Here is a 24618-nt window from a genome sequence, read left to right on the forward strand (position 1 = left end):
ATGCTGCCAGTATCAATAAAAATGCTAAATCCGGGAAATAATAAGAAGTGGTTTCTATATTTCCCCTGCAATATAAGCGCCGGGCCCGCGCCCGGGCAAGTTCAGGCAGCCGGTTCGATCAGCGTGGCGGCCTTGAAGGGCTTGCTGACATACGGCGATCCGCGCTCGCCAAAGCGCCATGGCAGATCGATGGCCTTGGAAATGCCGATGCGCGGGCCGGTCACGACATCCACCGGTCCCGACGGCGCGACCAGCGCAAATGGCGGCGCAAAGACGGAGATCCCGTAGTGATCCTGCGTAATGGCCAGCGCCTGCGTCAGCCGCCCGGGTCCGGCGCATAGCAGCCGGTCATTCGTCATGCCGCGACGTTCCCGCATGACGGCAATGCCCTCGGTGGGTTCCAGGGCCCGGATCAAGACGCCCGCACCGTGGCCGTCTTCACGGCACACGATGTTGAAGCACCAGTGCAAGCCGTAGGAACGATAGATATACGCGTGGCCCGGCGGCCCGAACATGGCGGCATTGCGGCCGCTTGGTCCGCCAAAGGTGTGGGAAGCCGGATCGTCCCTGTCGTAGGCTTCGGTCTCGACGATCCGGCCGCCGATGCCATCCACCAGCACGGTCCAGCCGATCAACGCGCGCGCGACAACGGGCGCGTCAGAGGACAGGTCGATCACAGGGTCGGACGTACGGGCCTGTGGGGAAGCGGAAACAGCGGGAGCAGCAGGTCGGGACATGGCAAGGGGCAAAGCGTCAGAATGATACGGAAGTGGCGGCACGGCGAAGCGGGCACAACGGCCATTTTGCCTTCCCGGGCGGCGCCGTTCGCAATCCGGCCGCAGAGTTAAACAGAATGTTTAACATTGCCCCTGCCTCTTCGGGCTACAACGGTTCAGCTCAACGGCAGCGGCGCCCGCCCTGCCCCTTCCCCAAGCTCGATTCAAGGAAATCCCCATGCTGACCTTTCGCCATGCCGCCCTGTTCGTTGCCTGCCTGACCGCTTCCGGGGCCGCCCTGGCCCAGACGCCCGCCATGACCCGCGTACCAGGCGAAATCGTCGCCGCCACGCCCACTACCCTGACCGTCAAGCACACGACCGGCGAGACCGTCGAGATCATGGCGCCCGCCAATACCCCAGTGCTGGCCATGAAGCCGCTTACCCGCGCCGATATCAAGACCGGGTCGTTCGTGGGAATCGGAGCCAGGAAAGATGCCGACGGAAAGCAGACCGCGATGCAGGTCGTCGTCTTTCCAGAGTCGGCACGCGGCACCGGCGAAGGGCATCGCGAATGGAACCGCGGCGCTGACAGCACGATGACCAACGCCAATGTGGACGCCGTGGTCGACAGCAAGAATGGCAATGACGTGAAGCTGTCCTACAAGGGCGGCTCGCAAACCATTACCGTTCCCGCTGACGCCAAGGTGATGACGTGGGTGCCGGGCACGCGGGCCGATGTCATGGCCGGCAAGAAAGTGGTCGTGAACGCGACGATGATGGACGGCAAGCCGACTGCCAGCCGCATCATGGTCGAGAAGGACGGCGCGCTGCCGCCGATGTAAGGTTATAGGTCGTCGGGCGGCGGAATCAGCGCATACATGGCGGCGTCGCGCGGCCGCCCGTCGAACCACAACCGGTTGCGCGACACACATTCCAACGTGGCGCCGGCTTTTTCGGCGACTCGGCGGCTTGCCGTGTTATCGACCTGAGCGAGGATTTCGAGCCGCGTCAGCCCCAGTTCGTGAAAGCCGTAGGTGGCGATCACCCCTACCGCTTCGCTCGCCAGTCCCTGGCGCTGCCGGCTGGCCCGGATCCAGTAGCCAATGTTGCCGTAATTGTGTTCCCGGTTGATCTGGTTGATCGAGATGCCACCCAACAGGGTCTTGCCATCCGGCGTGAAGATGCCGAATTCATAGCTGGTTTCCGATTGCAGATTGTCCGCGCAAAGCGCGAACCATTCTCGCGCTTCGTCGGTCGTGTAATCGGCATGGCACCACGGCATCCACGCCATGAGCGACGCAAGGGATTCAAATACCGCTTCGGCAAACGCGTCGGCATCGGCCTGGCGGAACGGGCGGATGCAAAGGTGGGCAGAGTCTAGTGGCAACATCGGTGATGCGATCCCGGTGCGAATACAGGCCTCAGCCTACCCTAAAGCGCCACGACGTTCACCGTCTTGCCCAACACGTCCTGGATCACCGGCACCAGATGGTCATGGTGCGTCAGGAACACCACCTGGGTATGGCGCGACAGATCGCCCAGCGCTTGCAGTCCCGCGCGTGACCGCGCGTCGTCGTAGTTGATGAACAGGTCATCCGCCACGAAGGGCAAGGCCAGCGCGTGCCGCAGGTGCTGGTGCAGCGCGGCCAGCCGAAGCGCCAGATAGAGCTGGTCTCGCGTGCCTTCGCTCATGCCTTCGACGGGCACCACGGCCCCGCCCGGGCGCTTGCCCATCAGCGCCAACGGTTCGCTGTCGAAGTCCACGGTCAGCAGTTCGAACGATCCCAGGGTCAGTCCGGCAAAAATGTCGCTGGCGCGTTTGAGCATCGGACCCTGCCGCGTTTCACGATAGCGGTCCACCGACCATTTCAGCAGCCGCGCGGCCGTGGCGACCTTCAGATAGCGTTCGACGGCGCCGGTCATCCGGGCCAGTGATTCCTGCTTGCGCCCCTCGGCACGCGCGGCGTCGTTCGACCCGGCCATGGCGTTCAGCACCGCCCGGGCCGTGGACAATTGCGCCGACAGCGCGTTCTGGCTGTCCATCAATGCCTCGCCGTCAGACGTCAATTGCGCCAGCTGCGTCGAGACGTCGGCCGGATCGGACGCGTCCACCTCCGCGAACAAAGCCTCAAGCGCCAGGCCGTCGCCACTGTCGGCCAACCTGTGCTCGGCGGCGGCGACCGCGTCCCGCAACTGCCTTTGGCGGTCGGACCGGGCTATCGCCGTGGCCAGTTCGTCATGCGTGGTGGCGCCCGCCAGGGTCATCCAGGGCCGAAGCGTCGCCGCCAGGCTTTCCTGCCGGGCGACCGCGTCGGCCACGCCTTTGACGGCCGCCATACGGGCCGCGGTCAGGCGCTCCACGTCGGCCTGCTGCTTCACGGCGGCCGTGGCCTGCTGCTGCAGGACGAGGGCAATGTCAGCCGCGCTGCGATCCGCGGCCGGCAAACCCGCCAGGGCGCCCAGCCGTTGCGCTTCGGCATCGAAGCGGGCCAGATCGGCGCGCATGGTGTCGATGCGGCCGATGCGCAGCTTGCTCATCTCGCTCAGGGCTGCGTCGATCTGCGCGACCAGTTCCAGCGACGCCTGCGCATGCGCCAGGTCGGCATCGGCGGCAATGCCCACGCCGGATGCGGCTTGCTTCCAGGCCGCCTCCCAGGCGGTCAACGCGGCCCGGGCTGCCTCCACGGCACGGGCCAGGTCGTCCACGGCCACCGTGGCCTCGGACCACTGGGCTTCCAACGCGCGCCGCTGGCCTTGCGCATCATTCACCTGCTGGATCCGTGCCGTGGCTTCCAACAGCAAGCGCGGCAGCGATGCCGTGGCCGGACGAAGCGACGCCGCGTCCTGGACGCCGGCATTCTGCAAGGCAGCGTGCAGATTCTGGGTTGCCGCCGCCACCGCGTCGTCGCACGAGGCCTCAACCCGGCGGGCGTCATCCAGTGCGTCGGCCGAGTCGATGGCCGCCACGCGCGCGGCCGTCCACTCCGCAACGGCTTCGGGCGCCATGCCCGGCAGCCCGTGGGCGGCAATGGTGGCCGACCAGTCCGCCCGCCGCGCCGTGTCCGCCGCGCGCAGGCGTTCCTGCTGCGCCATGACCTGGTCGCGCTCAAGGGCCAGTCTTGCCACATCGTCTTGCAGACGCTTCAGCTCGCTTGCGTGGTGGACGGTGTTTTCGCGACGGTCGGCCACGTCGTCGGCGTCATGGACCAACGCTTCATAATCCGGGGCGGACAGCGGCAGCACGGACTCGCCGGATGCGATCCGGCTCCAGGCAGCGTCGCGTTGGCGACGGGCAGCCAGCACATCGTCCCGGCTGACCGGCTGCCAGGTATCGCGATAGCGCTGTGCGTCGCCAGACTGCCTGCGCAGCTCGTCATCCAGCCGCGCCAGGCGAGCCTCGAGCCCACGCAGTTCGGCCGCATCGGCCGCCTGCTGCTGGCGCAAGGCGTCGACGGCATCCGGCCGGGGCAAGGACATGGCCCGCAAGGTCTCGACCGGCGCCCGCCACGCGCCCAGCGCGGCAACCGCGGCATCGGCACGGGCTTGCAGCCGTTCCCGCTCCAGCCGGTACTTGCGCTGCGTGGCGTCGGTGTCCCCCAACTGCTGGGCGGCTTGCACGGCGGCGCGCAGGGCGACAGGTACCTCGGCTTGCGGCAAGGCGTCCAGCTGCGCGCGCACGCGGTCCCGTTCACGTTGCCGGGTGTCCAGGGCCTGCGTGGCTGCCTGCACCGCCTGCACGCGGGCGCCCCGTTCGCGCATCAGGCCGTCCAGGGACCGGCGCAGCGGCAATGCCGGCACGCGCCGCAGCAGCTCGGCTTCGGTTGCCGCATCCCATCCCAGCTGTCTGGCCGCCTTGGCTGCGGTGGCCCAGTGCGCATCGACCTCGGCCTGACGGCGCAAGATGTCGCCGGCATGGGCGCGGTACTGCAGACGCCATTCGTTCAGGGCAAGAATGTCGTCGTGCAGCGCAATCAGTTGCGCGTCGGGCGACAGGCCCCGCAGCGCCTCGTCGCACTCGGCCACGATCTGCAGCTGGTTCTTGCGTTGAGATTCGGCCAACGCCGTGTCGCGCTCGGCTGCCGCGAGCTGCCGCGCCGCGTCCTCGGGCAGGTCGGGCACATCACCCAAGGCAGCGATGTCTTCACGCCGCTTGCGCAAGTCGGCCACGTAGGGCGCCACGCGGCGTATCCGTTCCAGCGTGCTACGGCGCGCGGTCAGCAAGGCATGCGACGCCCGGGCCGCCTGCAATTCGGCTTCCAGGCGCAAGACCTGCGCTTCGGCATCGGCCCAATCCTTCGTGCGCACGGTCAACTTCTTGAGTTCGGCCACCGCGGCTTCATAGTCGTCCAGGGCCGCGTAATAGGCGCGGTCCTTGGCCTTGCGCGGCGACCACAGCTTGTCGGCCTCGGCCTGCAGCGCATCGCGCACCGTTCCCAGGCTGGCCACACCGGCAGCCGACTCGAACAGCAGCTGGCCGATGTCGCTGCCCGCGGTCAGGATATGGTGCCCGCCGTCGATCAGCCGCTGATGATTCAGGCCAAACATCTGTTCGAAGAAGGCGCGGTCGGATGCGCCCAGGTAGGGCGTCAGCGCACCGTCCGGCAAGGGCTGGTCGTCCGGGCCGCGCACGGTCTGCTTCAGCCCCTTGGTCCGATGAAAATGCAGGGTGTCGTCGCCCTGGTGCAGCACGGCGCCCAGGCGCAGTTCGCTCATCGGATGCAGAAAGGCGTGCGGCGGACTTTTGGGAAAGCCATACAGCAGGTCGGATAGTGCGGCGCGCAGCGTGGACTTGCCCGCTTCGTTCGCGCCTACGACGACATGAAAGTCGAGTTCAGCGCGCGGCAGGGCCACCTCGCGGTCGGTGAATTTGCCATACCGGATCAGTTCCAGCCGGTCGATCCGCATCAGCGTGTCTCCCCTGCCGACGCCAGGTGCGCCAGCAGACCCGGTGTGACGTCGTCGAGCAGGACCGACAGGTCGCCGCTGCGGATGCGCTCCAGCTCCGGCATGCTTTTGAGCACGTCCAGGGGCAGTTTGTTGACCATCGTTTGAAGGTCGGGCAGCAGGCTGTCCAGGAACTGGGCGCTCCGCGGCGCTTCGGCCAGCAAGGCCTGCAAGTCGGACAAGGCATCCGACCGTTCCGCCAGCAGGCCGGGCTGCTGGGCCGGCGTGGTGCGCACCTTGAGCTTTTCGATCCATACCCGGTCCGACCCCAGGGCCGTGGCCAGCGCCAGCACTTCCGCGCGCAATTGCGCTTCCAGGCCGAACAGCGCGCCATGCGCGGGGACGCCCCCTGCAAAGTCACACGCAGCGCCAGCGGGCGGCCATCCGCACCGTGGGCCACGACGCGATCCAGCGCGCGCCCCACGGCCGCGATGGCGTCGGCGAACGTGTCGGCCTCGGTCACGTCCACATCCAGCGCGTGCCACCGCAGCACGTCGACCAGCATGCGGTCCACCGATTGAATCTCGTTGCCTTCAGCCGTCACCAGCACCGCGCCACGCGGACCGGTCTCGCGAATGTGGCGGCCCTGCAGGTTGCCCGGAAACACGATCGTGGACTTGCCACGGTGGATGACGTGCTCATGCACGTGGCCCAACGCCCAGTATTCATACCCCTTGGCCTCGAGTTCGGCAATCGACGTGGGCGCGTAGCTGGCGTGCGCGGCATTGCCTTCCAGCGCGGTGTGCAGCATGCCGATGTTCAGATACCCCTCGGCATACGCCGGATAGGTCGCGGCCAGATTGTCCGTGGTCGCCGCGTCCTTGAAGCTGCGCCCGTGCAACGCGACCTTGTGCGCTTCCAGATACAGCGTGTGGGCCTTGCGTGTCTCGAACACGTGCACGTTGTCAGGCAACTGCAGCTTTCGTGTCATTTCGCTTTCGGCGTCGTGATTGCCCAACAGCAGATACACCGGAATGCCGGCGCGGCGCAGGCGGCCCATTTCACGCACAAAGAACAACCCCGTGTTGAAGTCCTTCCAGTTGCCGTCGTACAGGTCGCCCGAGATCACCATGAAATCCACGGCTTCGGTCAACGCGTCATCGATCAGGCGGGTGAACGCATCGCGGGTCGCGGTGCGGAGCAGGTCGGCCGGGGCGTCCTGGTAGGCGGACAGGCCCACCAGGGGACTGTCAAGGTGGATGTCGGCCGTGTGTATGAACTTCATGCAGCGATATTCCCGGTGTTACATCTGGCGGTACTTAAAGGCGCGGTGGCGGGCTTTGCACACACCTTGTATGCACGCCATCGGATAAGGTGAAGTCTGCCAGAAACTTGCGCAAGGAGTTCCGCATGGCCGTGATCACCACCGACATCCCTGCCCGGCTCGACCGGTTGCCGTGGTCCAACTGGCACTGGCGGGTGGTGATCGCGCTGGGGATCGCATGGGTGCTGGATGGCCTGGAGGTGACGCTGGTGGGTTCCCTGGGCGGCATCCTGGAACGGCCCGACACCCTGGGGTTGAGCGCGGCGCAGATCGGCGCGTCGGGGTCGATCTACATTGCGGGCGCCGTGATCGGCGCCCTGGTATTCGGGCGGCTGGCCGACCGGCTGGGGCGCAAACGCCTGTTCCTGATCACGCTGGCGATTTACATGGCCGGATCGCTCGCGACCGGTTTTTCGCAGGAATTCCTGTTTTTTACGCTATGCCGGTTCGTGACCGGGCTTGGCATCGGTGGCGAATACGCCGCGATCAACTCCGCCATCGACGAACTGATTCCGGCGCGGGTGCGCGGGCGCGTGAACCTGGCGATCAATGGCAGCTTCTGGGTGGGCGCGGCCCTGGGCGCCGGTTTGAGCCTGGTGTTGCTGGACCCGGCCGTACTGGGTCCGGTCGTGGGTTGGCGCGCCGGTTTCATCCTGGGCGGCCTGCTGGCCTTCGCCATCCTGCTGGTGCGTCGTGACGTCCCCGAAAGCCCGCGTTGGCTGCTCTCGCATGGCCGGGCCGACGAGGCCAACCGCATCATCCAGGATATCGAAGCCAAGGTCGAACGCCAGCATGGGCCCCTGCCCCGGGTCACCACCACCCTGACGTTTGCCCGGCAGGCCTCACCCACCCTCGGCCACGTGGCAAGGCTGCTCTTCCAGCGCTACCGGCAGCGCACCGTGGTTGCGCTTGGGTTGATGATCTCGCAGGCATTTTTCTACAACGCCATTTTTTCACCTATGCGCTGGTGCTGACGCGGTTTTACGGCGTGGCGGATGACAAGGTGGCCTGGTACCTGTTTCCATTCGCGCTCGGCAACGTGCTGGGACCGTTGATACTGGGGCCGCTGTTCGACAAGATCGGCCGCCGCAAGATGATCGCTTTCACCTATGGAATGTCGGGGCTGGCCCTGGCGCTGACCGGGTGGTGGTTCCTGGAAGGCTGGCTGACGGCGTTGACGCAGGCAGTGTGCTGGTCCGTTGTGTTTTTCCTGGCGTCGGCGGCGGCCAGTTCCGCCTACCTGACGGTCAGTGAAGTCTTTCCGCTCGAGATTCGGGCGCTGGCGATTTCGGTGTTCTATGCCGTAGGCACGGGTGCGGGGGCTTCGTCGCCCCGGTGCTGTTCGGCGCGCTGATCGAATCGGGCAGCCGCCCTGCCGTCACCACCGGCTACGCGGCAGCCGCCGTGCTGGTCATCATCGCGGGACTGATCGCGCTGAAGTGGGGCGTGGACGCCGAGCGGCGGTCGCTGGAAGACGTCGCGTCGCCACTGGGGGCCGAGGACGACGCGCAAGCCGTGGCGCGGTGAGGATGCCCGCGGCGTGCGCGGGCTCCTGCCTCGTTGCCGCTCAGCTGTAGCGCTCTTCCGTCCAAGGGTTGCCGCGGTTGTGATAGCCGCGCTGTTCCCAGAACCCGGGCGCATCGTTCTCGCGGAATTCGATCCGGCGGATCCACTTCGCGCTTTTCCAGAAATACAGGTGCGGCACGATCAGTCGCACCGGGCCGCCATGCTCCGATGACAGCGGCTTGCCCTGCCACGAATGCGCCAGCAACACCCCTTCCGCCGCGAAATCCTCGATGGTCAGATTGGTCGTGTAGCCGTCATGCGAATGCAGAAGCACGTGGCGCACGGCCTCGTGCGGGGCCACCGCCGCCAATAGATCCTGTGTGGACACGCCCGACCAGCGATTGTCATACCGCGACCAGCTCGTCACGCAGTGAATGTCGGACACGTCTTCGATCTGGGTCTGGCCGGCGAAGGCCGCCCAATCCCAGATCACCGGATGGTCGACTGCGCCAAACAGCTCCAGCCGCCAATCGGCGGTGGACACGACCGGTTGTTCCCCCAGGTCCAGCACGGGCCAGTCTTCGGTGCGGTGCTGCCCCGGCGGCAGCCGCGCGGATTCTGGCCGGTCGGCGCGGCGCGCCGGCAGGCGATGGTCCTGCGCCCACCGGGTCTTGGTCTGCGTGAGTTTGGACGGCGGCGGCGTGGCGGGGGCAAAGGCGCTGTCATCGGACATAAGGGGATCTCCGTAGGCGAAAAGGCAGGTGGTCCAGCCAGAAGGATACGCCCGTCGAAGAGTCAGACGTCCAGACGTCTGCCCGAAACGTCCCGCAGCCCAGGCTGCCGCCACCGTCGATCTGACTGTCGCGCAGGGCGTGCCCGCCCCTTAGTCCAGCTTGACCCGCGCTTCGCGCACCACCTTGCCCCACATCGCGCGGTCGTCCGCGATGAAGCGGGCGAACGCGTCGGGCGTAGTTGCACGCAATTCACCGCCGTACTGGCGCCACTTTTCCGCCAGTTCCGGATTCCTGGCCGCCTGCTGCATGGCCTCGCTCAGGCGATCGAGGACAGAGGCAGGCGTCCCCGCGGGCGCGAGCACTCCCTGCCAGGCCAGTGGCCGGTATTCAGGCAGGCCGGCCTCTTCGAACGTGGGAACGTCAGGGAAGGCCGGATGACGCGCCTTACCCGTGATGGCGAGCAGTTTGAGCTTTCCCGCACGAATGCTCCCGGCCGCGGCGGGCAACCCATCGAACATTAGTTGTACCTGACCCGCCATCAAATCGCCGTAGGGACTGCTGCTGTTGTAAGGCACGAAGGTCATCCGGGTACCCGATGCGGACCCGAACCATTCGCCCGCCAGGTGCGAATAGCTGCCGACACCCTGGCTGGCCGTGTTCAGGCTGTCGGGCTTGGCGCGCAGCATGGCGATCAGTTGCCTGGCATCGGCCGCCGCCACCTTCGGATGGGCGATCAGCCCGGTGTTGAGCACGCCCAGCAGGCTGACCGGCGCAAAGTCCTTTTCGGCATCGAACGGCAGTTTGCTGTATAGGTGCGGCAGCACCGACAGCGAACTGGTGGTGCCGATGTAGAGCGTGTACCCGTCGGGCGCCGCCTTGGCCGCCGCTTCCGTGCCGATGATGCTCGATGCGCCAGGCCGGTTGTCGACGAATACGGTCTGTCCCAGGAGTTTCGTCAGCTCGCCGGCGATCTCGCGGGCATTCGTATCCGGCCCGGTGCCTGCGGCGAACGGTGCAATGATGCGGATGGGCTTGCTGGGATAGGTGTCGGCATGGGCCGTGAAGGAGGCCAACGCGGCGGCCAGCGCGGCGGCCAGGACCAAGGGCGGGGCCGGCACGGGAATCAGGGTCACTACGCAAGCAGGCAGTCGGGGCATCGCGGTCTCCTTGAATGGGCTGCGGCGCGTCGGCGCCCGCGGCGTTATCGCGCGGCAATCAAGCGGACCTTACTGCCGCGTTTTTATTATTTTCAATATACGATAATTTCTATATCATCAGGCAGAATTCATACCGTTCATACCTTGCACTTTCTTAACAGGAACCGGAGACATGATCCCTGCACCCTCTTCCGCCGGGCTGGCGCTCGCGTTCAGCCACATTGGCATCTATGTCCAGGACCTGGATGCCATGGCTCGCTTCTACACCGGCGCGCTACGCTTCACGCAGACCGACCGGGGCGACCTTGGGCATGTGCAGCTGGTATTCCTGAGCCGCGACCCCAACGAACACCACCAGATCGTTCTGGCAACGGGGCGGCCGGCTGACCTGCCTTTCAACCTGATCAATCAGATCTCGTTCCGTGTGCCGGATATCGCCATGCTGCGGCGGTTTCATGCCCGGTTGAACGACGCCGGCGCGACCGATATGCAGCCAGTCACGCATGGCAACGCCATCTCCCTGTATTGCCGGGACCCGGAAGGAAACCGTCTCGAATTGTTCGTGGACACGCCCTGGTACTGCGAGCAACCCTTGCGGGTGCCGATCGACTTTGCCGACAGCGATGACGACATCCTGGCCAAGGCCGAAGCCATCGCCACCCGCACGCCGCACTTCATGTCGCGCGCCGACTGGCAGGCCAAGGTCGCGGCCCGGATGCGGGCCGATCAGGATGTCTGAGCTGGACTGCGACGTCGCCATCGTTGGCCTGGGGCCTAGCGGCGCCATGCTCGCGAACCTGCTCGGCGCGGCAGGCGTGTCGGTGCTCGTGCTCGAACGCCTCCCGGATGTGGTCCCGACCCCTCGCGCGATCCACTTCGACGGCGAAGTGATGCGCGCCTTTCAATCCATCGGCCTGGGAGATGCCGTGGCCGCCATAGCCCGGCCGGGTATGGAAGGCATGCATTTCGTCAACGCCGCCGGCCGCACGCTGCTTGTCCGCCGTGGCTCGGCCGGGGTGGGACCGCATGGCTGCGCCAACAACTATTACTTTCACCAGCCAGAACTGGAACGGGCGCTGCGCGGCGGGCTGGGGCGCTACCCGAACGTCCAGGTCAGGCTGGGGTTCGAGCTGGAGGCGATCACGCCATCCGGCGACGGTGTCATGCTTGAAGGCCGGCAAGTGGATGCGGCGGATGCAGCGACCCAGACTTTCCGCGCGCGGTATGTCGTCGGCGCCGACGGCGCGCGCTCCCTGGTGCGCAAGACCATGGGATCGAGCCGCGACGACCTGGGCCTGCACCAGCCCTGGCTGGTATTCGACGTCATGCTCAATCCCGGCGTCGACCTCGATCTTCCCAGACACACCGTGCAGCATTGCGACCCCGCGCGTCCGATGACGTACTGCAACGTGACTGATCGGCGGCGCCGCTGGGAAATCATGCTGATGCCCGGCGACGATCCGGCGCAGCTGGTCCAGCCCGACACCTTATGGAAACTCGTGTCCCGCTGGGTCAGGCCCGACCAGGCCACCCTGGAACGGGCCGCCATCTACACTTTCCATTCGGTGATCACGCAGGGCTGGCGCAAGGGGCGATTGCTGCTGGCCGGCGACTCGGCCCACCAGACACCGCCCTTCCTGGGCCAGGGCATGTGCGCCGGCATTCGCGACGCCGTGAACCTGGCGTGGAAGCTGGCGGCGGTATGCCGGGGGAAGCGCAGGACGATTTGCTCGATACCTACGAAGCCGAACGCGCGCCGCACGTGCGGGCCTTCATCGACCTGGCGGTGCAACTGGGCGACCTGATCCAGACCACCGATGCCGAGGCGGCAAACGCGCGGGATGCCCGGTTTGCGGACGGATCCCCTGCGCTGTTCGACAGCCCCACGCCCCGTCTGCCGCCCGGCGCGCTCGTGCAGGACCACCCCGCCGCCGGCCGCCCGCTGATCCAGCCCCTGCTGGCCGACGGCAAGGGTTTTGACACGGTGCTGGGCCCCGACTATGCGCTGCTGATCGATACGGAAAGTGGGCACAGCGATAGTCAGGCAACCCCGATCCCGTCACCGCGCCTGCGCATCCTGACCGACCTGCCACCCGCGCTGCGCACTTTGCTCCGCGACCACGCTGCCGCCGCCATCCTGGTGCGGCCCGACCGGTATATCGCCGCGGTGGCGCCCCGTTCCTGCGACCTGCGCGCCCCGCTCGCCTACTTTCCGTTTTCCATCCAGCAGACAGGGTGAGCAGCCTTCTCAGCCCAGCGCCGTATCCACGATGACCTGGGCTTCGGCCAGCAACTGCTTCAGGTGCGCGTCGCCCTGAAAGCTTTCCGCATAGATCTTGTAGATGTCTTCGGTGCCGGACGGCCGGGCGGCGAACCAGCCGCTGGGCACGATCACCTTGATCCCGCCGATCGCTTCGTTATCGCCAGGCGCACGGTCCAGAACGGCTTCGATCTGCTCGCCTGCCAGTTGATCACTCGACACCTGCGCGGCCGACAACTTCGACAGCTTCTTTTTCTGGTCTGGCGTGGCCGGCGCATCCACCCGGCTCGACACTGGATTGCCCAGGTCCTTGCACAGGTCCTGATACAAGGCACCAGGGTCCTTGCCCATCCGCGCAGTCATCTCACCCGACAACAGGGCCAACGAGATGCCGTCCTTGTCGGTCGTCCAGCAACTGCCGTCGAACCGGGCGAACGACGCCCCCGCGCTTTCTTCCCCCAAACGCCAGCGACCCGGTGTAGAGCCCTTCCACGAAATATTTGAAGCCCACCGGCACTTCGTGCAGGCGGCGGCCCAGTCGCGCGGCCACGCGGTCGATCATGGAACTGCTGACCAGCGTCTTGCCGACCGCCGCGTCCGCTCGCCACTCAGGCCGGTTGCGATACAGGTAGTCAATCGCCACCGCCAGGTAGTGGTTGGAGGGCAGCAGCCCGACGCTCGGGGCCACGATGCCGTGGCGGTCGTGGTCGGTATCGCATGCAAAGGCCACGTCGTACCGGTCTTTCATGGCGATCAGGCGCCGCATGGCAAAGCTGGACGATGGATCCATGCGGATCTTTTCGTCCCAGTCCAGCGTCATGAAACCGAACGTCGGGTCGACGACCGTGCTCACGACGTCCAGGTCAATGCCGTATTGCTCCTGGATCCGCGACCAGTAATGCACCCCGGCGCCGCCCAAGGGGTCGACGCCCATCCTGACGCCCGCCGCTCGGATCACGTCGAAGTCGATCACCGATGCCAGATCGTTCACATACATGGACAGATAGTCGAACGACTGCGTCGTCGATGCCGCGCGTGCCTGGGCGATCGGCATGCGGCGCACGCCCGCCATTCCGCCTTCGATCAGACGGTTTGCTTCGGTCTCTATCCATTTGGTGATGCCGGAATCGGCCGGTCCCCCATTGGCCGCGTTGTACTTGAAGCCGCCGCTATCGGGCGGATTGTGCGACGGAGTGACCACGATGCCGTCGGCCAGACCCGTCGTGCGGCCGCGGTTGTAATTCAGGATGGCTAGCGACACGGCCGGCGTGGGTGTGAACTCGTCCCCCGCCGCAATCATTGTGGTCACGCCGTTGGCGGCCAGCACTTCCAGCGCGGTTTCGAAGGCCGGCAGCGACAAGGCGTGGCTGTCGAAACCGATGAACAGCGGACCGCCGATACCCTGCTGCGTCCGGTACGCCACGATTGCCTGCGAAATCGCGGCAACATGCTGCGCGTTGAAGCTCCGGTCGAAGGACACGCCCCGGTGCCCGGACGTGCCGAAGGCAACCCGCTGCGCGGCTTGCGTCATGTCGGGCGCCAGGTCGGCGTAGGCCGCCAGCAATCGCGATACGTCGACGTGCTGCGCGGGAGTGGCGGGCATGCCAGCCAGGGGATAACGCTTCATGGGGTGGGAACTCTCTGATGTCGGTGGACGGCCGCGAGATCCGATGGCTTGCAGGACCCGCGCCCGGTGGCGCACCACTCTACACTGGAAATCGCACGACGACACTCGCGCGTCCGCACGGTGCAGCGCCTGCCCGCGAACATCCAGGTTCTTCTAATATGGCGATGCGTGGGGGCCCGGCCGGGTGCATCCACCCTGGAAGCCGCGGCACGCTCGCTCAGGGCGTCATTTCGCGGATGCGGACCGCGATTTGGTCACCGTGCGCTCCGCCCAGGCTTCCAGATCGGCGGCGGTGACCAGCACGCGTCCATCGGAAGTCGGCTGTCCTTTCTGTCGCGCAGCGGAATGAATCGCGCGGAAGTTCTTGCGGTAGCTCGTGACCAGACTGTCGGGATCCATTGCCGCGCCAAAGTACTCCACGAGCGCCTTCGCGCTGATGGCTGCGTCCGTTTCGCCGTCGGGGTAGGCCATATTGAAGCGCACACACGCCGTGTCGGCTTTGGCTTGCGGGTCGAACTGCATGTCGGCTCCTGAAAGAGAAAAAAGCGCCCCCCGACCAGGTCAGGGGGCACAAGTATGTGCTGCACTCTCGCAACACAAACCAAGGTGCCCACACCACGCAGACACCTCGGAGAGCTGCGCCCCGCCCTACCCAGAATTAACCAGCCGGGACGCAGCACTGCTACCGCAAGTACGATGCCCGACCGTAAGCCCGTGCGTACGCCCATCATGCGCTGCCCCCGTGCGTGCCCTTCCCTACATCGGCGTGAACCTTACTGCTCATGAATAATCACAGAAAGATGACAAGCCGGCGACGACTACCCAGTCAAAAGGCCCGCAAGGCGCCCGACTAGGATCGGACGGCGTGCGGGCCTCTGGACGAACCGGTCAGCGTGCGCTGACGCGGGATGATTCAGGACTCGGCCGTTTCCTCCTGCTTGACGGCATCCACGTCGCTGTCTGGCTGCGCGCGCCGCTCACCCGAGGCGTTCTGCTGGGCGGCGCGGCGGCTGGCGTGGCTGATGGCGCGCGCTGCGCGGGCCTCCTGGGCGGTGAACTGGTGCGCTCGTCCACTGCGATGGGCGGCTTTGCCGCCTTGCGAGGCGATCTCGCGCTGCCTCTGTCGGTCCATTGCGGCAAAGCCGCGCGGAGCGCGTGCTGGGGGTGAATCTTGGTCGGCCATGAGGTCTCTCCTGACTGCATGTGTGATGGGGCGCGGCGGGAAACGAATGTCGTTTTCTGCAAGGCGTTCAGTGCAAAGGTTGTACCTGCGCGCCCATTCCTTGCCTGTCGGGTGAGCTTTAGTGAAAAGCATTGCGCTGCTTTGCAACATTTTCACAAAATTCCATTTTCCTTACTCTTCCATGAACACCGCTTGTCATGCAATTTGTGGCAGCACGACCGTTTCCGGGGCGGTCTCGCCGCGTCCGACGCCGAAGTAACGCAGGCCGCATTCCCGAACGTAATCGGCGTCGTAGATGTTCCGGCCGTCGAAAATGGCGGGCTGCTTGAGCGTCTTGGCCAGCCAACGGAAATCTGGCGACTTGAACTCCCGCCACTCCGTCACGACGACCAAGACATCGGCACCCAGGCATGCCTCCTTGGCAGACCCGACCAGCGTCAGATCCGGGTCCGCAATCAACGCAGTCACGCCCGGAGCCGCCACCGGGTCATACGCCCTGACCCGGGCCCCGGCCGCCAGCAGTTCGCGGATCAGCACCAGGCTGGGCGCATCGCGAATGTCGTCGGTGTTCGGCTTGAACGCCAGTCCCCAGAGCGCAATGGTACGGTCCGACAGGTCCCCCAGCACTTTGCCGACCTTCTCGAACAGCAGGTGCTTCTGCCGCTCGTTCACGCGCTGCACGCCGGCCAGAAGGTCCAGCGGTTCATCGTTATCGGCGGCCAGCCGGCTGAGGGCGCTGACGTCCTTCGGCAGGCAGGATCCGCCGTACCCCACGCCGGCATACAGGAAGTGATGGCCGATGCGCGGGTCGGCGCCCGCCCCGCGGCGAACTTCTTCGATGTCAGCCCCGACCTTCTCCGCCAGCCGCGCCAGCTCGTTCATCAGCGAGATGCGCGTGGCCAACATGGCGTTGGCGGCGTACTTGGTGAATTCAGACGACCGCACATCCATCGCAATCAGGCGATCATGATTGCGGTTGTACGGGCTGTACAACGCGCGCAGCAGCGTCAACGACGCCGCGTCGTAGGTGCCCACGACGATGCGGTCGGGACGCTGGAAGTCGTCGATCGCACTGCCCTCTTTCAGGAACTCGGGATTGGAGGCCACCGTCACCTTCCAGGGGGACCGCATCGTCCGCAGCAGAGCCTGGACGGCGTCATGCACCCGGTCGCACGTCCCCACCGGCACGGTTGACTTCACCACGAGCACGACGTCGCGATCGATGTAGCGCACGGCTTCCATGGCGGCTTCCAGCACCCTGCCTACGTCGGCCGAACCGTCTTCGGCGGGCGGCGTGCCGACCGCAATGAAGATGATGTCGGCGTCACACACCGCGCGCGCCATGTCGGTCGTGAAGGCCAGTCGGCCGCCCATGGCATTGCGGCGGACGACTTCATCCAGACCGGGTTCGAAAATCGGAATCTCGCCCCGTTCCAGCCGCGCAATCTTTGCGGCATCACGGTCCATGCAGCTGACGTGGTTGCCCACGTCCGCCAGGCACGCCCCGGTCACCAGCCCCACATAGCCCACACCAATGACTGCAAGATTCATGATCATTCATCCAAAACGGAGGCAGCCGCCTCGGGTTGTTCAGGCGATGCGGACAACGCGGCCAGTATCCGCGGCAGTTGCCGATGACGTCGCGGACAATGCCGCCCCGCCGCGCGCGGTGCTGACGCCCGCGTCGCGCGACGCCGCCGTGCGGTCACGAAAGTAGGCAATGGTGCGGGTCAGGCCTTCGGTCACCTGGGTGCGCGGTTCCCAGCCCAGCACCTCGCGCGCCAGCGAGATGTCCGGGCAGCGCCGAACCGGGTCATCCTCGGGCAAGGGAAACAGCCGGACTTCCGACCGGCTGCCCGTCAGCTCAACGATCTGCCGCGCTAGTTCGAGCATGTTCATTTCTGACGGGTTGCCAATATTGACCGGCCCCCAAAATCGTCAGGGCTGCGCATCAGCCGCATCAACCCGTCGACCAGATCGTCCACATAGCAGAAGGCGCGCGTCTGCGTGCCGTCGCCATAGATGGTGATGGGCTCGTTGGCAAGCGCCTGCATGATGAAATTCGACACCACGCGCCCGTCGTCGGGATGCATGTTCGGCCCGTAGGTGTTGAAGATGCGCGCCACTTTCACCCTCAACCCATACTGCCGCCGGTAATCCGCGAACAGGGTCTCCGCGCAGCGTTTGCCCTCGTCGTAGCAGGCCCGTATTCCGTTGGGGTTGACGTGACCCCAGTAGGATTCGCGCTGCGGATGATCGGTCGGGTCGCCATAGACTTCGCTGGTCGACGCCTGCAGGATGCGCGCGCCGACCCGCTTGGCCAGGCCCAGCATGTTGATCGACCCGTGCACGCACGTCTTGGTGGTCTGCACCGGATCATGCTGGTAATGCACGGGCGATGCCGGGCACGCCAGGTTGTAGATCTCGTCGACCTCCACATACAGCGGAAAGGTAATGTCGTGGCGCATCAACTCGAAGCGCGGATGTCCGAGCAACGGGGCAATGTTCGCCTTCGTGCCGGTGTAGAAGTTGTCGACGCACAGCACGTCATGTCCTTCATCCACCAGCCGGGTGCACAAGTGCGATCCCAGAAATCCTGCACCCCCAGTCACCAGCACCCGCAGGCTGTCCTTTTCTTTCATGATGCAAGCTCCAGGGAAGGGACGACGGGCGTGCCGCCGAAAACGAAGGCGATGACTGCGTGACCTCGGCAAACAGCGTCATCCAGTCGCGCACGAAACGCTGGATGCCGAAGCGCCGCAAGGCTTCAAGACGCCCCGCCTCGCCCCATTCCCGGGCCAGCTCGCGGTTGCGCAGCAGCGTCTGCATGACATCCACCAGACGGTCGACGCGGGTGTCCACATAGCCCGTCACCTCGTTCTTGATGAGCGTGGTCATTTCGGTCGTGGCCAGACCGATTACGGGCACGCCAGCCATCATGGCTTCGATCACGGCCAGTCCCAGGCTGGTGTACCGAATCGGATTGAAGAAAAAGCGGTACTGGGCCACGAAGGGCTGCACCTGCATGTTGGTCACTTCGCCAATGCCGCCGGCGCGCTCCGCGTCCATGCCGATCAGGTCCAGCGGCACCCGCTGGCGAACCTGCTCGAACACGTCCGCGCCCAGGCGCCGGCCCCGCTGCACCAGATGGTTCACTACCACGATCCCACGTTCGGTATCGCCACCGTACACCACACCTTCGGCAGGCAGCACGCCATGCTCGATGACCCGGGTCGGCGTCTCGCCGCTGTCCCACATCAATGCATTGAATGCCGTCACGTGGACGAGTGTTCCATTGGGTTCCTGGAACCAGTGCCGGGTGTCGGTCGGGTGGCCTTGCGGCGGATCGTGTTCGATGTAGACGCGGGGCAGCTCGCGCTGCGCCGGCGACAGCATCGCGGTCACGTCTGCTTCGTATGGGCCGCGCGATTGGAACAGCACGCAGTCGAAGTCGTGGTCCTTGACCTCGTCATACGGTATCGCATGCACGTTGGGGCCCCATGGAAAGCCGGTGCCCGGATGCGCGTACCCGGGCGGATTGCCAGGCTTGGTCACGATCCAGAAGTGATGCGGCACCTGGGTCAGGTAATACAGGTAATTGCCGTGGACGTGCCAGGTCAGAATGTTCAGCGGTGCAGGCATGTCAGGCATGCGATATCTCCTGTCGTTCGAGTTGGCGCCGGACCTGGGCAAGTACGTCGTCGACGGCAACGCCGCGCGCGCACTCATGGTCGGTCGGGCAGGCATGGAAGGCGCATGGACGGCATGGCATGTCGTGCCACAGCACCGGATGCAGGTCGCGGTCCAGCGGCGCCCACCTGGCCACATCGCTGCCCGACGCAATCACCACGCTAGGCGCGCCCACTGCCGCGGCCACATGGGAAACTCCGGTGTCGTTGCAGACCAGCAGCCGGCATTGCGCGAGCAAGGCGGCCAGGCCCCCAGGCTGGTCAGGCCGGTCAGGTCGATCAAGGGTGCATCCACCAGATCGAGCAGGTGCTGCGTCAGGTCCCGTTCGTCCCGGCTGCCGGTCACGGCCACGGTATGGCCCTCGGCGGCCAGCCAGGACGCCACCGCGGCAAAGCGGTCCACCGGCCAGCGGCGCGACAGCAGCCGCGCGCCCGGATGCACGAGGATCGTTTCGGCTGGACGAAGGTCGAGTTGCCGCGCCAGGGCATCACACTCGCGCTGATCTTCCAAGGTCAGCGGAAAATCCAGCTCGGTGGACCGCACCGGAACGCCCAGGTGCGCCATCAGCGCCGTGTATCGCAAGGGTTCGGGCAGGTCGTCGCGCCAGGCCATGAAGGTCGGACCACGCGGGGTCCATTCCGGCGGCTCGAAACCCGCGACAACTTTGGCGCCAAGCAGGTCCACGATGTCGTTCACCTGGTAGCCCGTGCCGTGCAACTGGATCGCCAGATCGAACTGGCGCGCTTGCGCGGCAGCGTAGAAGCCGGGCAGCTCGTGCGGCCGGGGCGTCTGTTCAGGCATGCCGTCCATGCCGGGAAAGATCAGCAGGTCGTCCAGGTAGTCGCTGTAGCGCTCGACGAAACCGCGGGCTTCCGGCAAGCCGACCAGTGTGATCTCGGCGGCAGGCGCGGCCTGCCGCAAGGCGCGCAAAGCGGGCACCGTGCACAGCAGGTCGCCCAGTTGCAAGGCGCGGAACACGGCAATGCGGCGCGGCGGATTTGACCATGAAAGGCAAGATGTCGTCATACCAGCGCCGTCCTGAAACGCAGGGCGCCCACGATGCCCCAGAAGATCGACAGCGGCGGAATCAGGATTGACGTCACCAGCATCTCGATCACGTGCGCAGGATCGCGCGATGTGTGCCGGATCCGCATTGCAAAGAACCGCAGGGTCAGCACGGCCCACACGGTCAGCGCGACCCACCCGAGGGCGGCGTTGCCGATGACCAGCGCGCCGGCCAGCGCCAGCAGGCTCAGCACGATGACGACATAGCTCCAGGGCGGTCCGCGCCGGATGCGTTCGCGGAACAAGGCCGGATGTTTCTTGTGGAGCAAGGCATCGAAGCACACCTTCTTCTGCTGGCTGACACTGACCCCGCGCGGCGCGGACCGCACCGGGTGCACCACCAACGCAGCCGGCGCATTCACGATAGTGTGGCCGCGTGACAGCAACATGAACTGCAGGTCCGAATCTTCGCGCCATGCCATCGTGAACCGTTCATCGAAGCCGCCGATCTCCTGCAATGCCGATTTGCGCACGAAACAGTTGGCCGTTGCGAACTCCGCGCGCGTCAATCCGCTGGAGTCCAGTTCGAAGTCGGTCGGGTTGGGCGGCAGTGGCATCTCGATCCGGCCCATCGCGGCAGCCGGCCCACCCGCCATCACCTTCTCGCCTTCGGTCAGCCACATGGGTGCGGGCACCGTATCGTCGTCCGTGAAAGCGATCACGTCCGCGCGCGCCCGCTCCCACCCGCGGTTGCGGGCGGCGGCCAGGCCCTGCGTGCCGATCACCGGCACATAAACCAGATCAGGGCCGTCAGGACGTTGGGCCGCAAAGCGCGCGACCAGGTCCCGCGTCGCCGTGCTCGGCCCGTCGTCGGCAACGATGATTTCGTAGCGGTCGGCGGGATAGTCCTGTGCCAGCAGCGCCACCAGGCAGCGCTCAAGCAAGTCCTGACGCTGATAGGTCGGGACGACCACCGATAAGGAAGGCGCCGTCACCGTCATGCCGATTTTTCCAGCAGGAAGGACCCGATCGACAACGCGTCCAGCGGCGACGTCCAGAACGACTCGATGGCATCGCGCGGCGAGCAGACCACGGGCTCGCCCCGCGTATTGAACGAGGTATTGACCAGCACCGGCACGCCGGTATGGCGCTCGAACGCGGCCAGCAGGTCGTGATACAGCGGATGCTGATCACGGCGCACGGTCTGCACGCGCGCGGTGCCGTCGGTATGGCGCACCGCGGGAATGCGGTCGGCCTTCTCAGGCAGCACATCAAAAATGAACAGCATGAACGGCGCAACGATCGGCCCGGGCCGGCCGGTGGCGAACCAGTCGCGCGCGCGGTCTTCGATCACGGCCGGCGCAACTGGCCGGAAGTCCTCTCTATCCTTGATCTCGTTCAGGATCGACTGCATGTCGGGATCGATAGGCGACGCCAGAATGGATCGCGCGCCCAGCGCGCGCGGGCCGAACTCCATACGGCCCTGGAACCACCCGATGATCTTGTTCTGCGCAAGCAGCTCGGCCACTTCTTCGGCCACGTTGTCCAGCTTGCGATACTTCAGCTTCGACCGCTTCAGGAACTGCTCGATCTCGGCGTCGCTGTACTCCGGACCCAAGAAGGCGTGATGCATGACCCAGCGCTTCGCGGCCGGCCCGCGCTGTTCGCGGTCTACCCATAGGGCGGCGCCCAGCGACGTGCCCGAGTCTCCGGCGGCGGGCTGCACCCAGATCTCGCTGAACGGTCCATGTTCGCGCAGCCGCGCATTCATCACGCAGTTCAGCGCAACGCCACCCGCCATGCACAGCGTATCGGCGCCCGTTTCGCGATGCAGCCAGGCCGCCATCTTCTTGACCGTCTCCTCCAGCACGTGCTGCAGCGAATGCGCAATGTCGTAATGGATGGCTTCGAGCGGACCGCCCCGCTCGCGCGCCGGCCCGAACTTCTGCACGAAGTCCACCGGCGCGACGGTGTAATTGCCTTCGTCGTCGACCTGCACGATCTCTTCGAATTCGCGCACGAAGCGGGGCTCGCCATACGACGCCAGCGCCATGACCTTGTATTCGTCCGACGAATGCAGAAAGCCCAGGTAGCGGGTCAGGTCTTCATACAGGAGGCCCAGCGAATGGGGAAGGTTGACCTGTTTTATCCGGCGGTAATGACCGTTCACGAAGTGGCCGTAGCTGGTCGTCGCGCGCTCGCCCCGCCCGTCCATGGTCAGCACTGCCGTGTTCTCGAAAGGCGACGCCAGATAGGCGCTGGCCTCGTGCGCCAGGTGATGTTCGACGTAATGCCACTTGGCCGCGATGCTGTCGGGCGTCACGCCGCGAAAGCGTTTTTCCAGATGATGAGGGGCACCGTTGGCTAGCTGCCCGGGCGCATTCACGATGTAGCAAAGAAACAGGGGATCCCAGGGCGACCCGTTGGTATCGGCGGCGCGCGCGGCCGACGGCTTCAACGGCAGCGTGATGCCGGGGTCATCCTTCTTCGAGCCCAGCAGCAGCGCGGGGTCGTACGAGTAGGCAAAATGATCGACGTCAGCGAGCGAAATGCCGGCCACGCTCAGGCAATAGTCGATGGCATGGAACGGCAGCTGCCAGGTCGTGAACGGCACCGGCCGCTTGCCATGCTTGACATGGGTAAAGCGCTCTTCCTCCGCCGCCGCGACCACCACCCCGTCATGGACCAGGGTGGCCGAGCAGTCGTGATAGACCGCATTGATGCCCAATGTGTACATGCTGATGACTCCTTGTGCGGCCGGCTCAGGCCGCGGGTTCTAAGGGATGCGCAATCGGATGCAGCTCTCTTGCCGCGGCGATGACAGCGTCCGGCGTTACGCCGCGCAAACATTGGTGATGGCCCTGGGGGCACTCGCTGCGGTAGCAGAACTTGCAGGGCACGTCGTGGAACAGCACCCGGCTGGGCACCTGCCACGGGGTGTGCTGAGGATTGGTCAGTGCGTACAGGTCCACCACCGGCGTGCCCAGCGCCGCCGCCAGGTGGACGGGGCCACTGTTGTTCGACACCAGCACGGCCGCGTCATCGATCAAAGCGGCGAATTCGCCCAGGCTCAGTGCGCCTGCAATGCTGATCACGTCCCTGCCTGCCAAGGTCGCAACCACGCTGGCCAGCTCGGCTTCGTCCGGTCCGCCGGTCACCAGCACCGGCCCCCGGCCGTCGTCCGCCAGCGACCGCGCCACGATGGCAAACCGTTCGGCCGGGTAACGGCGCGACGGCGCCGTAGCCCCCGGGTGCACCAGCGTCCAGCCTCGTTCGGCGGACACGCCGCGAGCCGCCAGCTTGCCGCGCAGGCTGATGCGGTCGGCGGCGGCCACCTCGAACACCAGGCGCTCGTCGGCTACCGTCGCTCCCACGGTTCGCACCAGATCCAGCTGGCGCTGGGCTTCGTGCCGGCCGCTGTCTTCCACTGCCGTATCGCGCACCCAGTGCGTCAACAGCCGATAGGGGTTTTCGCGGCAATGGGCAAGCACCCGCGGAATGCCTGCAAAACGGCACAGCATGGCGGCTGGCAACGCGCTCTGGCTGTAGACCGTGAAGATGACCGCGGCATCGAAGTCCAGACCGCGCAGGCGCTCGGCCATCGCCAGATCGGCGCTGCCGTCGGCGGTGCCGTTGGACTTGACCCACGGTGCGTCATACACCATCACATCGTCGACGCAAGGCAGGAAAGGCGTGATCGCCGCACCCGAGGGTGATGCCATCAAGGTCAGATGCGAGCCAGGAAACGAGGCCTTCAGTGCACTGATGGCCGGGGTCGACATCAGCACGTCACCCAGGTTGTCCAGCCGCACGGCCAGAATCCGCCGCACGCCGTCCCATGGCGCGCTCATGCTCCGCTCCCTTGAGAGACATCCAGCTGCTCGCACACCCACTGCGCCGCCGCCGCGAAATCGGGGCAACGGAAATGCGGCATGCGCTCTGGCGTCAGCTGCCATTCGGTTTCGTTGCCGTTGTCGATCAGGACGGTCCGGCACCCTACCCGCCGGCCCGCCTCGATATCGTGAAGGATGTCGCCGATCATCCAGGACTGGTCCAGCGCAATGCGACGCTCGCGCGCCGCCTGCTCGAACAGGCCCGACGCGGGCTTGCGGCAGTCGCAGGCCACGGCGTATTTGCGCACGACCCCATCGGGGTGATGCGGGCAATAGTAGAAGTCGGCCAGGTCGGCGCCGGCCTCATCGAACATCTCGGCCAGCCGCAAATGCACGGCGTCCAGCGCGGCCTCGTCGAAGCGGCCCAGCGCGATGCCCGACTGGTTGCTGACCACAATCAGCGGCAGTCCACACCGTGCAAGCGCCTGCAGACCTTCACGGGCTCCCGGGGCGAATCGCATCTGTGCGGGATCGACGTTATAGGGCACGTCCTCCACCAGGGTGCCGTCTTTGTCCAGGAAGATCGCACCTTTGCGCGATGAGCGGGCGGGCTGGGCACGACTCGGCGCGTAGGGGACCATCGGATTCTCCGCGCCCGTCCGGGGCGCCTCGTTGCCATGCGTGGAAACGGAGTGTT

The 24618-nt window shown here is 65.8% G+C and carries 20 protein-coding genes and 4 pseudogenes; 5 read left to right on the forward strand and 19 right to left on the reverse strand.

Translation table 11 applies throughout. The annotated features are described in order from the left end of the window. Positions 1 to 101: 101 nt before the first annotated feature. Positions 102 to 677 carry a DNA-3-methyladenine glycosylase gene (locus ACNANG_RS25565; RefSeq protein WP_420225416.1) on the reverse strand — a complete coding sequence of 192 codons (576 nt, stop codon included), beginning with the start codon at positions 675 to 677 and terminating at the stop codon, positions 102 to 104. Positions 678 to 954: 277 nt separating this feature from the next. On the opposite strand from ACNANG_RS25565, the gene ACNANG_RS25570 reads away from it, so the two are divergent. Beyond that, the gene (locus tag ACNANG_RS25570) at positions 955 to 1560 is read left to right on the forward strand and encodes a hypothetical protein (protein ID WP_420225417.1); all 606 of its coding nucleotides are present in this window, start codon (positions 955 to 957) and stop codon (positions 1558 to 1560) included. A gap of 2 nt (positions 1561 to 1562) precedes the next feature. Here ACNANG_RS25570 and ACNANG_RS25575 read toward each other — a convergent pair whose 3' ends face one another. The 3 genes and pseudogenes from ACNANG_RS25575 to ACNANG_RS25585 all read right to left on the reverse strand — a co-directional run bounded on the left by ACNANG_RS25575 (position 1563) and on the right by ACNANG_RS25585 (position 6887). Beyond that, on the reverse strand, positions 1563 to 2108 hold the full coding sequence (locus ACNANG_RS25575) for a GNAT family N-acetyltransferase (RefSeq protein ID WP_420225418.1): 546 nt from the start codon (positions 2106 to 2108) through the stop codon (positions 1563 to 1565). Between the two features lie 41 nt (positions 2109 to 2149). After that, the gene (locus tag ACNANG_RS25580) at positions 2150 to 5623 is read right to left on the reverse strand and encodes an AAA family ATPase (protein ID WP_420225419.1); all 3474 of its coding nucleotides are present in this window, start codon (positions 5621 to 5623) and stop codon (positions 2150 to 2152) included. Continuing rightward, positions 5623 to 6887: pseudogene (locus tag ACNANG_RS25585) on the reverse strand (metallophosphoesterase family protein). Before ACNANG_RS25585 ends, ACNANG_RS25580 begins: the two are co-directional and overlap by 1 nt. A 125-nt stretch (positions 6888 to 7012) precedes the next feature. Between ACNANG_RS25585 and ACNANG_RS25590 the strand changes: the two are divergent. After that, positions 7013 to 8453: pseudogene (locus ACNANG_RS25590) on the forward strand (MFS transporter). Positions 8454 to 8493: 40 nt separating this feature from the next. Here ACNANG_RS25590 and ACNANG_RS25595 read toward each other — a convergent pair. Together ACNANG_RS25595 and ACNANG_RS25600 are read right to left on the reverse strand one after the other, a co-directional pair. After that, positions 8494 to 9165: a sulfite oxidase-like oxidoreductase gene (locus ACNANG_RS25595; protein WP_420225420.1), complete on the reverse strand. Its 672-nt coding sequence runs from the start codon at positions 9163 to 9165 to the stop codon at positions 8494 to 8496. A gap of 150 nt (positions 9166 to 9315) precedes the next feature. Continuing rightward, positions 9316 to 10323 (reverse strand): Bug family tripartite tricarboxylate transporter substrate binding protein, encoded by a 1008-nt coding sequence (locus tag ACNANG_RS25600; RefSeq protein WP_420225421.1) that lies wholly within the window; start codon positions 10321 to 10323, stop codon positions 9316 to 9318. 172 nt (positions 10324 to 10495) lie between these two features. Between ACNANG_RS25600 and ACNANG_RS25605 the strand changes: the two genes are divergently transcribed. From ACNANG_RS25605 to ACNANG_RS25615, 3 genes are read left to right on the forward strand one after another with little or no spacing between them, the layout of a single operon-like run. Further along, complete coding sequence (locus ACNANG_RS25605) at positions 10496 to 11062, forward strand: VOC family protein (protein WP_420225422.1); 567 nt, start codon at positions 10496 to 10498, stop codon at positions 11060 to 11062. Next, positions 11055 to 12128 carry a bifunctional 3-(3-hydroxy-phenyl)propionate/3-hydroxycinnamic acid hydroxylase gene (locus tag ACNANG_RS25610; protein WP_420225423.1) on the forward strand — a complete coding sequence of 358 codons (1074 nt, stop codon included), beginning with the start codon at positions 11055 to 11057 and terminating at the stop codon, positions 12126 to 12128. The genes ACNANG_RS25605 and ACNANG_RS25610 overlap by 8 nt, the downstream gene beginning before the upstream one ends. Then, positions 12050 to 12562, forward strand: a complete 513-nt coding sequence (locus tag ACNANG_RS25615) for a hypothetical protein (protein ID WP_420225424.1) — start codon at positions 12050 to 12052, stop codon at positions 12560 to 12562. Before ACNANG_RS25610 ends, ACNANG_RS25615 begins: the two co-directional genes overlap by 79 nt. Positions 12563 to 12571: 9 nt before the next feature. Here the strand turns inward: ACNANG_RS25615 and ACNANG_RS25620 are convergent, their stop codons facing one another. The 13 genes and pseudogenes from ACNANG_RS25620 to ACNANG_RS25680 form a co-directional block, all read right to left on the reverse strand. Continuing rightward, positions 12572 to 12934 (reverse strand): hypothetical protein, encoded by a 363-nt coding sequence (locus ACNANG_RS25620; RefSeq protein ID WP_420227666.1) that lies wholly within the window; start codon positions 12932 to 12934, stop codon positions 12572 to 12574. A gap of 18 nt (positions 12935 to 12952) precedes the next feature. Then, positions 12953 to 14210, reverse strand: a pseudogene (locus ACNANG_RS25625) (alpha-D-glucose phosphate-specific phosphoglucomutase); the annotation flags it as partial. A 225-nt stretch (positions 14211 to 14435) separates the two neighbouring features. Then, the gene (locus ACNANG_RS25630) at positions 14436 to 14732 is read right to left on the reverse strand and encodes a hypothetical protein (RefSeq protein WP_420225425.1); all 297 of its coding nucleotides are present in this window, start codon (positions 14730 to 14732) and stop codon (positions 14436 to 14438) included. Between the two features lie 391 nt (positions 14733 to 15123). Continuing rightward, complete coding sequence (locus tag ACNANG_RS25635; protein WP_420225426.1) at positions 15124 to 15393, reverse strand: KGG domain-containing protein; 270 nt, start codon at positions 15391 to 15393, stop codon at positions 15124 to 15126. 195 nt (positions 15394 to 15588) lie between these two features. Next, positions 15589 to 16944, reverse strand: coding sequence for a UDP-glucose dehydrogenase family protein (locus ACNANG_RS25640; protein WP_420225427.1), 1356 nt, complete (start codon positions 16942 to 16944; stop codon positions 15589 to 15591). 39 nt (positions 16945 to 16983) lie between these two features. Next, a pseudogene (locus tag ACNANG_RS25645) lies at positions 16984 to 18035 on the reverse strand (UDP-glucuronic acid decarboxylase family protein). After that, complete coding sequence (locus tag ACNANG_RS25650; protein WP_420227667.1) at positions 17950 to 19035, reverse strand: glycosyltransferase family 4 protein; 1086 nt, start codon at positions 19033 to 19035, stop codon at positions 17950 to 17952. The pseudogene ACNANG_RS25645 and the gene ACNANG_RS25650 overlap by 86 nt, the downstream one beginning before the upstream one ends. A 1-nt stretch (position 19036) precedes the next feature. Next, positions 19037 to 19270, reverse strand: a complete 234-nt coding sequence (locus ACNANG_RS25655; protein ID WP_420225428.1) for a glycosyltransferase family 9 protein — start codon at positions 19268 to 19270, stop codon at positions 19037 to 19039. Continuing rightward, entirely contained in the window at positions 19237 to 20109 is an 873-nt protein-coding gene (locus tag ACNANG_RS25660) for a glycosyltransferase family 9 protein (protein WP_420225429.1), read from the reverse strand. Before ACNANG_RS25660 ends, ACNANG_RS25655 begins: the two co-directional genes overlap by 34 nt. Further along, positions 20106 to 21089: a glycosyltransferase gene (locus ACNANG_RS25665; RefSeq protein WP_420225430.1), complete on the reverse strand. Its 984-nt coding sequence runs from the start codon at positions 21087 to 21089 to the stop codon at positions 20106 to 20108. The genes ACNANG_RS25660 and ACNANG_RS25665 overlap by 4 nt, the downstream gene beginning before the upstream one ends. Further along, the gene (locus ACNANG_RS25670) at positions 21086 to 22825 is read right to left on the reverse strand and encodes a carbamoyltransferase (RefSeq protein WP_420225431.1); all 1740 of its coding nucleotides are present in this window, start codon (positions 22823 to 22825) and stop codon (positions 21086 to 21088) included. The genes ACNANG_RS25665 and ACNANG_RS25670 overlap by 4 nt, the downstream gene beginning before the upstream one ends. Positions 22826 to 22850: 25 nt before the next feature. Further along, on the reverse strand, positions 22851 to 23939 hold the full coding sequence (locus ACNANG_RS25675; protein WP_420225432.1) for a glycosyltransferase family 9 protein: 1089 nt from the start codon (positions 23937 to 23939) through the stop codon (positions 22851 to 22853). Continuing rightward, on the reverse strand, positions 23936 to 24562 hold the full coding sequence (locus ACNANG_RS25680) for a D-glycero-alpha-D-manno-heptose-1,7-bisphosphate 7-phosphatase (protein ID WP_420225433.1): 627 nt from the start codon (positions 24560 to 24562) through the stop codon (positions 23936 to 23938). Before ACNANG_RS25680 ends, ACNANG_RS25675 begins: the two co-directional genes overlap by 4 nt. Positions 24563 to 24618 lie beyond the last annotated feature (56 nt).

Origin of the sequence: Pigmentiphaga litoralis, from assembly GCF_048632615.1 — a bacterium.
Taxonomy (GTDB): Bacteria; Pseudomonadota; Gammaproteobacteria; order Burkholderiales; family Burkholderiaceae_B; genus Pigmentiphaga; species Pigmentiphaga litoralis_B.

Bases quoted from the DNA above. Each gene is read 5' to 3' on its own strand.
- ACNANG_RS25635 (WP_420225426.1), bottom strand. From the start codon at position 15,393: ATGGCCGACCAAGATTCACCCCCAGCACGCGCTCCGCGCGGCTTTGCC.
- ACNANG_RS25600 (WP_420225421.1), bottom strand. From the start codon at position 10,323: ATGCCCCGACTGCCTGCTTGCGTAGTGACCCTGATTCCCGTGCCGGCC.
- ACNANG_RS25610 (WP_420225423.1), top strand. From the start codon at position 11,055: ATGTCTGAGCTGGACTGCGACGTCGCCATCGTTGGCCTGGGGCCTAGC.
- ACNANG_RS25650 (WP_420227667.1), bottom strand. From the start codon at position 19,035: ATGCCTGCACCGCTGAACATTCTGACCTGGCACGTCCACGGCAATTAC.
- ACNANG_RS25665 (WP_420225430.1), bottom strand. From the start codon at position 21,089: ATGACGGTGACGGCGCCTTCCTTATCGGTGGTCGTCCCGACCTATCAG.
- ACNANG_RS25640 (WP_420225427.1), bottom strand. From the start codon at position 16,944: ATGAATCTTGCAGTCATTGGTGTGGGCTATGTGGGGCTGGTGACCGGG.
- ACNANG_RS25680 (WP_420225433.1), bottom strand. From the start codon at position 24,562: ATGGTCCCCTACGCGCCGAGTCGTGCCCAGCCCGCCCGCTCATCGCGC.
- ACNANG_RS25575 (WP_420225418.1), bottom strand. From the start codon at position 2,108: ATGTTGCCACTAGACTCTGCCCACCTTTGCATCCGCCCGTTCCGCCAG.
- ACNANG_RS25675 (WP_420225432.1), bottom strand. From the start codon at position 23,939: ATGAGCGCGCCATGGGACGGCGTGCGGCGGATTCTGGCCGTGCGGCTG.
- ACNANG_RS25605 (WP_420225422.1), top strand. From the start codon at position 10,496: ATGATCCCTGCACCCTCTTCCGCCGGGCTGGCGCTCGCGTTCAGCCAC.
- ACNANG_RS25660 (WP_420225429.1), bottom strand. From the start codon at position 20,109: ATGACGACATCTTGCCTTTCATGGTCAAATCCGCCGCGCCGCATTGCC.
- ACNANG_RS25630 (WP_420225425.1), bottom strand. From the start codon at position 14,732: ATGCAGTTCGACCCGCAAGCCAAAGCCGACACGGCGTGTGTGCGCTTC.
- ACNANG_RS25580 (WP_420225419.1), bottom strand. From the start codon at position 5,623: ATGCGGATCGACCGGCTGGAACTGATCCGGTATGGCAAATTCACCGAC.
- ACNANG_RS25595 (WP_420225420.1), bottom strand. From the start codon at position 9,165: ATGTCCGATGACAGCGCCTTTGCCCCCGCCACGCCGCCGCCGTCCAAA.
- ACNANG_RS25620 (WP_420227666.1), bottom strand. From the start codon at position 12,934: ATGGGCAAGGACCCTGGTGCCTTGTATCAGGACCTGTGCAAGGACCTG.
- ACNANG_RS25670 (WP_420225431.1), bottom strand. From the start codon at position 22,825: ATGTACACATTGGGCATCAATGCGGTCTATCACGACTGCTCGGCCACC.
- ACNANG_RS25570 (WP_420225417.1), top strand. From the start codon at position 955: ATGCTGACCTTTCGCCATGCCGCCCTGTTCGTTGCCTGCCTGACCGCT.